The 12,209-nt window shown below is 27.4% G+C and carries 14 protein-coding genes; all 14 read right to left on the bottom strand.

Annotated features, from left to right (window positions below; translation table 11 throughout):
• Window positions 1–7: 7 nt before the first annotated feature.
• Window positions 8–952 (bottom strand): flagellar hook-associated protein FlgL, encoded by a 945-nt coding sequence (flgL, locus tag B5D11_RS00205; RefSeq protein ID WP_078681034.1) that lies wholly within the window; start codon window positions 950–952, stop codon window positions 8–10.
• Window positions 953–978: 26 nt separating this feature from the next.
• Window positions 979–2,715 (bottom strand): flagellar hook-associated protein FlgK, encoded by a 1,737-nt coding sequence (gene flgK / locus B5D11_RS00210; protein ID WP_078681035.1) that lies wholly within the window; start codon window positions 2,713–2,715, stop codon window positions 979–981.
• A gap of 13 nt (window positions 2,716–2,728) precedes the next feature.
• Window positions 2,729–3,142: a flagellar protein FlgN gene (locus tag B5D11_RS00215; RefSeq protein WP_078681036.1), complete on the bottom strand. Its 414-nt coding sequence runs from the start codon at window positions 3,140–3,142 to the stop codon at window positions 2,729–2,731.
• A 2-nt stretch (window positions 3,143–3,144) separates the two neighbouring features.
• Entirely contained in the window at window positions 3,145–3,417 is a 273-nt protein-coding gene (gene flgM, locus B5D11_RS00220) for a flagellar biosynthesis anti-sigma factor FlgM (RefSeq protein ID WP_078681037.1), read from the bottom strand.
• 114 nt (window positions 3,418–3,531) lie between these two features.
• The gene (gene fliY / locus B5D11_RS00225; RefSeq protein WP_078681038.1) at window positions 3,532–4,644 is read right to left on the bottom strand and encodes a flagellar motor switch phosphatase FliY; all 1,113 of its coding nucleotides are present in this window, start codon (window positions 4,642–4,644) and stop codon (window positions 3,532–3,534) included.
• Window positions 4,637–5,632, bottom strand: coding sequence for a flagellar motor switch protein FliM (gene fliM / locus B5D11_RS00230; protein WP_078681039.1), 996 nt, complete (start codon window positions 5,630–5,632; stop codon window positions 4,637–4,639). The genes fliY and fliM overlap by 8 nt, the downstream gene beginning before the upstream one ends.
• A 19-nt stretch (window positions 5,633–5,651) precedes the next feature.
• Entirely contained in the window at window positions 5,652–6,053 is a 402-nt protein-coding gene (locus B5D11_RS00235) for a chemotaxis protein CheW (RefSeq protein WP_078681040.1), read from the bottom strand.
• A gap of 102 nt (window positions 6,054–6,155) precedes the next feature.
• Window positions 6,156–6,518, bottom strand: coding sequence for a response regulator (locus B5D11_RS00240; protein ID WP_078681041.1), 363 nt, complete (start codon window positions 6,516–6,518; stop codon window positions 6,156–6,158).
• Window positions 6,519–6,737: 219 nt separating this feature from the next.
• Window positions 6,738–7,337, bottom strand: coding sequence for a chemotaxis protein CheC (locus B5D11_RS00245; RefSeq protein ID WP_078681042.1), 600 nt, complete (start codon window positions 7,335–7,337; stop codon window positions 6,738–6,740).
• Window positions 7,338–7,372: 35 nt separating this feature from the next.
• Window positions 7,373–9,379 (bottom strand): chemotaxis protein CheA, encoded by a 2,007-nt coding sequence (locus tag B5D11_RS00250; RefSeq protein ID WP_078681043.1) that lies wholly within the window; start codon window positions 9,377–9,379, stop codon window positions 7,373–7,375.
• 21 nt (window positions 9,380–9,400) lie between these two features.
• On the bottom strand, window positions 9,401–10,168 hold the full coding sequence (locus B5D11_RS00255; protein WP_078681044.1) for a CheR family methyltransferase: 768 nt from the start codon (window positions 10,166–10,168) through the stop codon (window positions 9,401–9,403).
• 8 nt (window positions 10,169–10,176) lie between these two features.
• Window positions 10,177–11,226, bottom strand: coding sequence for a protein-glutamate methylesterase/protein-glutamine glutaminase (locus B5D11_RS00260; protein ID WP_078681045.1), 1,050 nt, complete (start codon window positions 11,224–11,226; stop codon window positions 10,177–10,179).
• A gap of 16 nt (window positions 11,227–11,242) precedes the next feature.
• Entirely contained in the window at window positions 11,243–11,731 is a 489-nt protein-coding gene (locus B5D11_RS00265; RefSeq protein ID WP_078681046.1) for a chemotaxis protein CheD, read from the bottom strand.
• 18 nt (window positions 11,732–11,749) lie between these two features.
• Window positions 11,750–12,196 carry a chemotaxis protein CheW gene (locus tag B5D11_RS00270; RefSeq protein WP_078681047.1) on the bottom strand — a complete coding sequence of 149 codons (447 nt, stop codon included), beginning with the start codon at window positions 12,194–12,196 and terminating at the stop codon, window positions 11,750–11,752.
• Between the last annotated feature and the right edge of the window lie 13 nt (window positions 12,197–12,209).

A 12,209-nucleotide genomic window follows, 5' to 3' on the forward strand; every position in this document is an offset into this window, starting at 1 on the left:
AGTCCTCCTATAAATAATCAAGAAGGGTCGGCTGAATTACCCTTGCACTTGTTTGAAGCGATGACATATATACAGTCTGAAGGGTTGCATATTCCATAGTTTTTTCAGTTATATCTATATCTTCTGTTTTAGATAATATTTCAGTTAAATTAAAAGTTTCATCTTCATTTTTAGATTTAGCACTTTCCATTCTATTTTGTTTTGCTCCAACTTCAGAACGTTTTTTTAGAAGATTATCCATAGCTTTTTTTATATCTTCCATATCACTTCCTGCAAGATCTAAAACCCCATTTTCATTATCTAAATCTGATAATATTTTAGAAAAAGTATCTTTTAGATTTTTTCCATCAAATTCTATAATTTCTGACGCTGAAACATTGTAATCTATTGTAACACCTGGAGATATTTCTACTTTCATTTTTTGATTTATTTTACTAATTTCACTTTGTATATATGATTCATCATTTGTATCTATATTATATTTCAAATTTTTATTTCCATTTACTTCATCAGTTATAACAGGTTTTGTAGTTGTTCTAGTACCACCAAATATATATTTACCATCATAACTAGTATTTAATATTTGTGTAAATTCTTCTATTCTTTCATTAAATTCATCCTTTATTGACTGTCTTTCAGTACTACTATAAGCTGCATTTCCAGATTGCATCAAAAGCTCACTCATTCTTTGAAGTACATTCCCAAGTTGTCCTAATGCTGTATCTGTAATGTCAAGCCAATTTATAGTATCGCTTATATTAGAATTATATTGCTTATTTGCATTTATATCTGTATGAAGCTGCATAGCTCTTGCAATTTTTGCAGGATCATCAGAAGGTTTTCTTATTTCTTTACCTGAAGTCATCTGTTCTTGAATTTTTTGCATATTTTTAAGATTTGTTCTCATATCAGCTAAAAAACTATGAGATAGCATTTTATTAGTAACTCTCATAATTATCATCCCCTTATAAATAATTACTATCTTATTAGTCCATTTATAACTACATCAAGGAGTTGATCAACAGTAGCAATAATTTTTGCATTTGCAGCATAAGCATGCTGATATTGTATAAGGTTTGCCATTTCTTCATCGATAGATACTCCTGATACAGATTCTCTTGTCATTTTAAAGCTTTCTAAAAGAGATTCTTGGTTAGCAACCATTCGTTTTGCTTCTGCTCCTTGTACTCCAAGCCTATCTATAATATCTTTAAAATAATCATCTATTTTCATTCCATTATTACTGTTTTTTAATTCAATAGTTCTATTTTCATTATTTACTTTTATTAAATTGCCACCTTTATTAAATAAATCTTCTCTTGAATTAATTGTGCTTCCTATATCTTGAATTCTTATAAAATTGTTTCTAAGCTGTGCTATAGCAAGAGCCCTTGTTCCTTCATTTTCCCCGCCATTTTCATCAAATGCTGTCTTAATTTTCATTACATCATCTACAATTTCTTTATTTATAGAAATATTAGCAGCTGTAATATTTTTTTCAGCTGAAAGTACATCAGCAATATTTGTTAATATATTTTTCCCACTATTAACGGTATATGATGCAATATCACCATTTACAAAAAACGGAAGAGTATCTTCTTCTGCCTTCTCACTATTACTATGTAGAGCATTTACAGTAAAAGCAAGTGCTTTAGCTATTTTGTCAAGCTGATCCATATAATTTTCTACATCTTGAAAAACAGTTTTGCACCCCATAAGCTCCCCATTAGAAGGTCTATATATGGCACTTTTGTTTCCTGGAATTTCTATAGGTTCACCATTATAATCTGTCCAAATAATTCTACCTGTTTCAAGTTCATTTAAATCTTCTTCTGATAAATTATTTAAAATTAATTCTCTTTTATAATTATCACTTGATTTATTTCCAAACTTATAGTAAGTTATTTTATAACTATTTTCACCTATTTTTTCTATTTCATCTACATAAGATAATTTATTAACATTAGTGTTGTTTTCGGATTTAACAATATTAATACCTTCTGTTTTAATATCTAAACCATAAAAATTGTTTTTATCTATTGTAATATTGAGTTTAATGCTTAAATCATCTAAAAGTTTGTCTCTTTTGTCCATTAAATCATTAGGCTCTTGCCCTGCAATTTTAACTCCCATAATTTGCTGATTTAATTTATCTATTTGTTCTATAATATCATTGACTTCAAAAACTGTATTCATTATAACTTGTTTAGAATTTTCTTTAAGTTTATTAAGCTGGTTTGCAGTATGATTTAACTCATCTGCCAAAGCCTGTGATTGATTAACAACTATTGTTCTTGAATTAGAACTTTGAGCATCTGCTGAAAGAACATGCCACGAATCAAAAAAATTTCCTATTAATGTTGAAATTCCTGTATCTGAAGGTTCATTTATAATGTTTTCTATTTGACTTAAAAATTCATCTCTTGCAGAAAATTGTCCATAAGTACTATTTTCTACCCTTACTTGATAATCTAAAAAACTATCTCTTACTCTTTGTATTATTTCAACCTGTGCACCTGTCCCAAGCTGTCCAGCTTCAAATGCACTATTTAAAGAAAGTACATTTGAAGGTCTTGTAGTTTCAATTACAGCTCTTTGTCTTGAATAGCCTTCTGTACTTGAATTAGCAATATTATGAGAAGTTACATTAATTGCTGTCTGTTGTGCTGCCATTCCTCTATTTGCTATATTAAGTATTGAAAATAATCCTGACATATATTCACCTCATTTATTTTTTAGATAACTGTCCGTAAGAGTTGTAAATTTTTGGAGTTTTTGAAGGATTTAATATGTTTAATATTCTATTTGTAAAACTTAATCCTTGTTTTATTAAAAGTTCATTTGAATCTTTTTGAATTCTTACTTCTTCAATAAGCTTTTTTATTTCTCTATAATATTTATCTAAATCATTATCTCCTATTTCCTCTATAATTTCTCTCATAGGTCTTCCTTTAGTAATCTGCCTTCTTTTAATTTCTATCTCTGCAATTTTTTTATTAGAATCTTCTATTTTAGAAATAAATCCTTCTAATGTAATTGCATTAGATTTTAATAAAAATTCATGCTGCTTCTCAAGTATTTTTAAAAGCTCTTTCAGTGCTTCTATTTCAATTAATATTATATTCATTAACTCCTCTTTCAAAATTAAACTCCTTTCCCTTTCATATTTTCTATAATGCTTTTAGCTATTAATTTTGAATTTGGTTTATATGTCCCTTTGGATATCTCTCTTTGAAGTTTTTCGATTTTTTCATTTGAATTAAAAGTTTCTTCTTCTTTTAATGAACTTAAACTTTTAGCCAAAGAAGAAAGTTCAACTGTATCTTTTGTAAAATTGGTTGATTTTTTTTCTACTGGTTTACTGTTATTTTTATATGAATTTATACCTTTATTAATCCCTAATCCATTTATCTTCATTTGAAACACTCCTATAAAATATTCATATATTTACTATTATTTATTATCGTATAAAGTTTTAAAAAATTTATACCTAAAAAAAGAAATAAAGCCCTAGACTTTATTTCTTAAAAATTAATTAGACAATGATTTAACTCTTTCAGTATTACTTACTATACTTGTTATTCTTACACCAAAATTTTCATCTACAACTACAACTTCTCCATAAGCTACTATTTTGCCATTTACTAATATTTCAACTGGCTCTTCTGCTAATTTATCAAGCTCTATTAAAGAACCTGTTCCAAAATTTAATATATCTTTTATGCTTTTTTTAGTTCTTCCAAGCACTACTGAAATTTCAAGAGGAACATCAAGTATTAAATCTATATTTTTTGGTACTTTAGTAGTTGATGTTTCTTTAAGAGGCTGAAAAGAAGCTTTATGAACTTCTACCTCTGGACTATAAATATTTTTTTCTGTATGAATTTCTTTTGGTTTATCATAATATATAGGTTCATCATAATTTGAATATTGAATAGTATTTTCTTTATTTGAATTTATATTTTTATTATCTTCATTTTCATTTCCCATCATTATTGAAACTATTTTTTTTGCTGTATCTAAGGGAAGTATTTGCATAATAGTGCTATCAACTAAATTTCCTATTGTAAGTTTAAATGAAACCTGAACTATATTTTCATTGCCGTCAATATTATCAGTTAATGTGTTTGTGTTGTCAGTCCATATTTTAGAACTTGGAGGAGAAATATTTATTTCTCTAGAGAACATAGTTGCCATTGATGTAGCTGCAGATCCTATCATCTGATTCATAGCTTCTGAAACAGCACTTTCCTCTATTTCTGTTAATTCATGATTATCTACTTTTCCGTCCCCACCCATCATAAGATTTGCTATTATAGCCGCATCTGTAATTTTCATTACAAGTAAATTTTCACCTACAATTCCACTTGTATATTTTACTTCAAGAGCTATATTAGGGACTTCAAAGCTATCTTTTAACTTATTTAAAGTAGTAACTGTAACTACAGGAGTAGTTATATTAACCTGCTGATTTATAATTGTAGAGAGAGCTGTAGATGCTGACCCCATAGATATATTGCCTATTTCACCAAGCAAGTCTTTTTCTATATCAGAAAGTATTTCCTCTGATTGTGGTTCTTGATTTAAATTTCCTCCATTTAATAATGAATCTATTTCTTCTTGTGAAAGGAAGCCATTACTCATAATTTTCCACATCCTTATCTATACTATCTATTATTTGAACCCCCAAATTTTTACCTACTATTCCTGGTTTTCCATAAAAATAAGGCGTATCTTCTATTAATACTTTAACAGGACTATCACTTCTATTATCAAGTGGTATAACATCTCCTACATTAAGTTTTAAAAAATCATCTATAGTTATGTTTTTGGTACCAAGAACTACTTTTATACCTACTTGAACTACATTAAGTCTTTGCTTTAGTTTTTCTTTTGATTCTTTTAAAGCATCTTCATTATTTTCTCTAAACCAATATTGAACTACTAATTTATCAAGTATTTTTTCAACACTTAAATAAGGTATACAAATATTAATAAAAGTATTAATTCCATTCATTTCAACAGAAAAAGTTATTAAAGCTATAGGTTCTGTAGGTGCCATAGTTTGATTTAAGGCAGGATTAGTTTCTAATCCTTCAATTTCAGGTTCAACTTCAATAACATCTTCCCAGGCAAGTTTCATATTTTCTATAAGTCCTTTATTTATAAGTTTTATAATATTTTTATCTATATCTGTAAATTCCCTCATTTTATAATTTCCTGTACCTGTACCTCCAAGAAGTATATCTATAATTTGAAATACAAATTGAGGATTTGTTTCAAAAAGTATAGAACCACTTAAGGGAGGCATTTTAAATATAGTTAATATAGTTGGATTAGGTATAGAATGAATAAATTCTTCATATGTTATTTGCTCTACAGACTCTATTTTTACCTTTACATTGCTTCTTATTTGTGCAGTAAGATAATTTGATATTATTCTTGAATAGTTATCATATATAAGTTCAAGAGTTCTTATATGGTCTTTAGAAAATTTTTGAGGGCTCCTAAAGTTATAAACTTTTACCTTTTGCTTTTCTTCATCTTTGGAAATTTCCTCTGGTTTTAACTCACCAGAGGATAAGGCAGATAAGAGAGCATCTATTTCGCTTTGTGATAATACTTCTGCCATGATTTTCCCTCATTTCTAATTAATTTAATAACAATTTATCTATATCAATAAGGGTTACTATCCTATCCTTAAAATTAATTATTCCTTTGATATAGGATTTTTTTCTATCATTTTCTATTTTTTCTATTATATTTTCTTCAATATCTAAAACTTCATCTACTTGGTCTACAGTTATACCAACTAATTCATCTTCCATTTCTAATATTATAATATTATTTTGCTCCTTTTCATCATTATTTATATTAAGAAGTAAATTAATATCTAAAAGAGAAATTATATTCCCTCTAAGATTTATAAGCCCTTTTATATGTTTGGGAGCTTTTGGAACTTTTGTTATACTCATAGTATCATTTATACTTTGAACTTTTGCAGTTTCTACTGCAAATTGTTCATCTCCAAGTTTAAATATAACAACTTGCATATTTACTCTCCTTATCTTATAATTAATAAAATTAATTATATAAATTTACAAACTGCTGCTTAATTTTTAAGTTAAGCAGCAAATTTATTATTTAAAATAACTTTAACCTAATACTTTATTAATTGCCTCTATTACCCTATCTGCTTGGAAAGGCTTTACTATAAAATCTTTTGCTCCTGCTCTTATTGCATCCATAACCATGGTTTGTTGTCCCATAGCACTGCACATAATTATTTTGGCAGAAGGATCATAAGCTCTTATTGCTTTTACTGCCTCTATTCCATCCATATCAGGCATAGTTATATCCATAGTTACTATATCAGGTTTTTCTTTTTTATAAAGTTCAAGTGCTTTTATCCCATTATTGGCTTCTCCTATTACCTGAAGCCCATTTTTTTCAAGTATATCCTTTATCATCATTCTCATAAATGCAGCATCATCAACAATTAACACTTTTGCAGCCATTTTATTCCTCCTTGTACTTTCTATCATTTTTTTATTTTATAATTTTTATAAATATTCAAAGTTTAAAATTTAATATATTAATTAAATTAATAGTTGCTTTGATTGTATAAAAATACTACTTTTTTATACAATCATTTTGCTAAACTATATTTGATTTATTTTTCATCATAAAATATTGAATATCTATGATTAAATTTGTATTAATATCTATATTATACACTATTTTACTCCAAGGGATTCTAAAATTTTATTTAATGAACCTGGCATTGGTATATAATAAAAATGTCCACTTATTTTAGAGCCTAATTCTAAAAACATAGTTTCAATATCAAGAACACAATCATCAAATTGTCCTGATTCTATAAACGTTGTAGATAAAATAGCTCCAAGCATATCATAAGTTACAGCTGGCACAGAAGGCATTATAAGCAAATTTGTAAACTTTCCTATTGCATTCATAAATGAACTTGATATTATATTTCCTATTTCACAAAGTACAGAATTCCCCATTTCGCTTATTTGTTCTTCTCTTTTACCTATAAGTATTTCTATAAGATTAAGCGCTGCTTCTTTCTCAAATATAAAAAGTATATTTCCTGGTGTATCTCCTAATACCCTTACTATAATTCCAATTACAATTTCTTCTCCACCTATTCTTGAAAAAATATCATTAAAAGATACTATATTTACTGCAGGAACGGTCATATCAATTTTTTTATTTAAAAGCTGAGATAAAGCAGTAGCAGCATTACCAGCTCCAATATTACCAACTTCTTTTAACGCGTCTAACTGCATAGAGTTAAAATTTATATATTCCATGGTTGCCTCCTATAAATTTAAAATTTATGGAAAAATTATATAAGCGCTGCAACATCTAGTATAAGGGTTACAAGCCCGTCTCCTAATATGGTTGCTCCTATATATTCCTTTAATCCCTGAAGAGTTTTCCCAAAAGGCTTTATAACAATTTCTTTTTGACCAAATAATGAATCTACTAAAAGACCTGCTGTTTTTTCTCCAACTTTTACAATAACTATATATTTTTTAGTATTTTCTAAAGAAGAAATATCTAGTTTTTTATTAACTCTAATAAGTGGAATTACATTACCATTATAAATTATAACTTCCTTATTATTAGTCTTTTTAACTATATCATCTTTATAATCTATTACTCTATCTATATATCCAAGGGATATAGCCATAGTTTCACTTCCAATTTTTACAAGAAGTGCTTGAATTATTTGCAGTGTCAATGGTAATCTTATAATAAAAGATGTACCCTTGTCAATTTCACTTATAACATCTACAGTTCCTCCAAGAGCTGATATTTTTGTCTTAACAACATCCATACCAACTCCTCTCCCTGAAATATCAGTTACTTTATCATTAGTACTAAAGCCTTGTACAAAAATCAAATTTCTTATGTCTGTATCTGTCATACCTTCAGTATTAATTCCTAATTTTTCTGCTTTATCTTGAATTTTTTTAACATCTAATCCTTTCCCATCATCTTCTACTTTAATAACTGCTTTAGTTCCTTCTTGATAAGCGGCTAATCTTATTTTCCCAATAGCATCTTTACCTTTTTCAATCCTTTCTTCTTTACTTTCTATTCCATGATCAGCAGCATTTCTTATAAGATGTATAAGCGGTTCTCCTATTTCATCTATAACAGTTCTGTCGAGCTCTGTATCCTGCCCTTCTATTATAAGTTCTATTTCTTTATTTAATTCAACTGCTAAATCTCTTACCATTCGTGGAAATCTATTAAATACAACCTCAAGAGGCATCATCCTTATTTTCATAACCAAATCTTGAAGGTCAGAAGTAGTTCTTGCAACTTGTTCTAAAGTTTCGTTAAGCTCAGTAATTTTTAAATTACTGCTTATTTGTTCCAATCTTGTTCTATGAATTACAAGTTCAGAAACCATATTCATAAATTTATCTAATCTTTCTAAATCTACTCTAACTGATTGATGCGATTTTTTATGAACAGCTGTTTCCTTTTGAACTTCTTTAGCGTTTATAAAGTTTTCGTTTGTAAAGACTAAGTTGTTATTATCAATTTTTGTATTTTCTTCTTTAATATCATTTTTTAAATTTAAAGGTGTAATAAGTTCTATATAAACGCTCTCAACTTCAGAAATATTCATTAAGCTTTTATAAATTTCTTCCTTGTCCTTATTTGTAATATAAACCAACGCAATTTGGAAATCAAAATTTTCGCTTTCTATATCTTCAACATCGGGCAATGATTTTATTATTTCTCCATTTTCTTCTAAACTCTTAAATATTAAAAAGGCCCTAGCCGATTTAAGAAGTGTATTTTTACTTAAATTTATTATAATCTCAAAAGATTTAAATCCTTTGTATGCTGCTTGTTTTACAATATTTATGTCATATTCATTAAGCTGTACTTTTAAAATTTTTTTATCGCCATTTACATCATTTTTATTTGTTATTAAATCTTCTTCAACATCATCATTTTTTGTTATTTCTTCTAGGTTTTTTAATATTTCCTCTATAGATACTTTATCGTCTTCTCCTTCAGATATACTATTTACCATAGTTTCAAGAGTATCAAGGCACTGAAAAAGCACAGTAACCACATTTTGAGTTACTTTTAATTTTCCATTTCTAAATTCTTCTAAAACATCTTCCATTTTATGAGTAAGTTCTGCCATAACATTATAACCCATAGTTGCAGCCATACCTTTTATAGTATGTGCTATTCTAAATATTTCATTTAATTTATCTATATCGTTTGGTTCTTGTTCTAGTTGAAGTAAAGATTCGTTTAAAGCTTGAAGATTATCCATAGATTCTTCAAGAAACATTGAAAGATATTGAGATGTATCCATAATCTCCCTCCTATAATTATGTTATACTTTCCTGTATATAAATGTAGATGCTTTTTCAAATCCATAATCTTTATAGTTATATATGCTTTCAGTAGCACCTACAAACAAAAGTCCTCCCTTCTTAAGAGAAGAACTAAATTTTTTATATATTTCATCCTTTACATCTTGATTGAAATATATTACTACATTTCTGCAAACTATTAAATCAAAGTCTTTTTCATAAGGTTCTAATATTAAATCATGTTTTTTAAATGATACCATATTTTTTATTCTAGAATTTATTATATATTTATCTCCTTCTATTTTAAAGTATTTATCTAAATACTCTTTTTTTACATTTTTAATTTCAGAATATGTGTATTCTCCTTTTTTAGCTCTTTCTAATATAGTAGAATCAATATCTGTTGCTATTATTTTATGATTTATATTAGGAGATAAACTATCTAATATTATAGCTAAAGAATATGGCTCTGCTCCAATAGAACATGCTGCACTCCATACTTTTAAAATTCTATTTTTTATAAGAAGTTCTTCTTTGATTTTATATTTTAAATCTTCAAAAATTTCAGGATTTCTAAAAAACTCACTTACATTTATAGTTACAAAATCAAGAAATTTCTGCCTTTGAGATTCATCTTTTTTTAAAAGTTGAATATATTCTTCTACCGAATTTACACCAACTCTTGACATTAAGCTTAATATTCTTCTGTGAAGCTGATTAGCTTTATATGCAGATAAATCTATATTAAATTCTTTTAATACCCATTGTTTAAAATATTCTAAATCCATAAATCCTCCTAACTATTCACTAATTTAATAACTTGGGAAGCTATTTCGTTAATTGGAAGAACCATATCTACCATACCCGTTTCAAAAGCTGCTTTAGGCATACCATATATAGTACATGTAGACTTATCTTCAGAAATAGTTATTCCTCCAGCTTTTTTTATAGCTTCAGTACCTTCAGCTCCATCTTTTCCCATTCCAGTTAAAACAATGCTTAATAGATGTGAACCATATACTTTAGAAGCAGAAAAAAATAGTTTATCTACAGCGGGTCTAACTCCCCAAATAGCAGGTTCTAAATTTAAGTGTATTTTTTTATCATCTTTAATTTCCATATGAAAACCTCCAGGTGCTACATAAACTATATCTTTTTCAATAGTTTGTCCATCGAAAGCTTCCACTACAGTTATTTTGCTATTATTATTTAGTCTTTCTGCAAAAGCTTTAGTAAAACCCGCAGGCATATGTTGAACTATAAATATAGGTATTCCTATATTTTTAGGGAAAGCTGTTATAACTTCATAAAGCGCCTTAGGCCCTCCTGTAGAAGCTCCTATAACTACTGCTTCAATTTTATTATTAATAATGTTTCTTTTAATACTTTTAGTTTCTATATTTTTCATATTAGAATTCTTAGAATGATTTCTCATAGTATTTTTTTTTCTGCTAGCCATTCTAATCTTTAAAACAAGTTCATCTTTTACTTTATTTAAATCTAAAGATATTGCTCCTGATGGTTTTGATATAAAATCAAAAGCACCTATTTCAAGACATTCCATTGTAAGTGCAGTTCCCTTTTTTGAAACACTGCTAAGCATTATTACTGGTATATCACATGAATTCTTTTTAATTTCTTTTAAAGCTTCTATACCATCCATAATTGGCATTTCTACATCCAAAGTTATAACATCAGGATTATATTTTTTTAATTTTTCAAGCAAATCTTTCCCATTTTTTGCTGTATCTATTACTTGCATATCTTCTTCCATATTAATTATATCAGATATTATTTTTCTCATTAATGCAGAGTCATCAACCACTAATACTTTAATTTTTTCCAAACTGCACCACTCTCCATTATATTTCTTTTATGCCTGCTCCAACTGTCCTTATCTTAACACTTCCATCTAAAGTATCAAATATCATAGTCCTTCCTTTATTTCCCCCTATATCTTCACCTATTACTGGTATTGAAAATTTAGAAAGTACATTTTTTACTGCTATACTATTTCTGTTTCCTATATCCATTATCATGCTTTTATCAGAAAAATTAAACATAGATGCTCCTCCTGCAATTTTTGCCTTTATATTCATTTTAGAAGCTCCTATTTTCTCCATTTTTTCTAATAATATCGGAATAGCTAAATCAGCAAATTTAATAGGATTATTTATATTATTAAAAAGACTACTATCTGGGAGCATAATATGTACTAGACCTCCAAGCTTTACTTCTTTATCATATAAAGCAATACCTATACAAGAACCTAACCCTATAGTTATAAGTTTATCTGGTGAAAAAGCTATATTTAAATCCGCTATCCCTACTTTTATTTCCTTTCCATTCATAACATTAACAGCACCTTACTATATTAATTTTTTTTCTTCTTCGGTTAAAATAGTGCTAAGATTTAGAAATATTATTATCTTTTTATCAGATTTTATTAATCCTTTTATATATCTTTTTGAAATTCCATACGCTATTTCAGGTGGATTTTCAATATCTTTTTCATTTATATCTTTTACTTCAGAAACAACATCAACTATTATTCCTATTTTAAAATTATCCTGCTTAGCTACTATAATTTTAGAGTCTTTTTTATTTACTTCAGAATGAATATTAAATTTTTTAGCAAGAGATATAATTGTAAGAATATTTCCCTCATAATTTATAACTCCTTCTATAAAATCAGGAGAATCTGGAAGTTTCGTGGGTTCTTCATAACCTAAAATTCTTTCAATCTCCATTATATCTGCAGCATAATATTCTTCATTTATATTAAATATAAGTACTTTTATTTCTTTACTGTCCATAAACATACCTCCA

The sequence above is a fragment of the Clostridium sp. USBA 49 genome (genome assembly GCF_900167505.1).
Lineage (GTDB): Bacteria > Bacillota > Clostridia > Clostridiales > Clostridiaceae > Clostridium_AT > Clostridium_AT prolinivorans.

Bases quoted from the DNA above. Each gene is read 5' to 3' on its own strand.
- flgL (WP_078681034.1), bottom strand. From the start codon at position 952: ATGAGAGTTACTAATAAAATGCTATCTCATAGTTTTTTAGCTGATATG.
- flgK (WP_078681035.1), bottom strand. From the start codon at position 2,715: ATGTCAGGATTATTTTCAATACTTAATATAGCAAATAGAGGAATGGCA.
- flgM (WP_078681037.1), bottom strand. From the start codon at position 3,417: ATGAAGATAAATGGATTAGGGATTAATAAAGGTATAAATTCATATAAA.
- fliY (WP_078681038.1), bottom strand. From the start codon at position 4,644: ATGAGTAATGGCTTCCTTTCACAAGAAGAAATAGATTCATTATTAAAT.
- fliM (WP_078681039.1), bottom strand. From the start codon at position 5,632: ATGGCAGAAGTATTATCACAAAGCGAAATAGATGCTCTCTTATCTGCC.
- B5D11_RS00235 (WP_078681040.1), bottom strand. From the start codon at position 6,053: ATGCAAGTTGTTATATTTAAACTTGGAGATGAACAATTTGCAGTAGAA.
- B5D11_RS00240 (WP_078681041.1), bottom strand. From the start codon at position 6,518: ATGGCTGCAAAAGTGTTAATTGTTGATGATGCTGCATTTATGAGAATG.
- B5D11_RS00245 (WP_078681042.1), bottom strand. From the start codon at position 7,337: ATGGAATATATAAATTTTAACTCTATGCAGTTAGACGCGTTAAAAGAA.
- B5D11_RS00250 (WP_078681043.1), bottom strand. From the start codon at position 9,379: ATGGATACATCTCAATATCTTTCAATGTTTCTTGAAGAATCTATGGAT.
- B5D11_RS00255 (WP_078681044.1), bottom strand. From the start codon at position 10,168: ATGGATTTAGAATATTTTAAACAATGGGTATTAAAAGAATTTAATATA.
- B5D11_RS00265 (WP_078681046.1), bottom strand. From the start codon at position 11,731: ATGAATGGAAAGGAAATAAAAGTAGGGATAGCGGATTTAAATATAGCT.
- B5D11_RS00270 (WP_078681047.1), bottom strand. From the start codon at position 12,196: ATGGACAGTAAAGAAATAAAAGTACTTATATTTAATATAAATGAAGAA.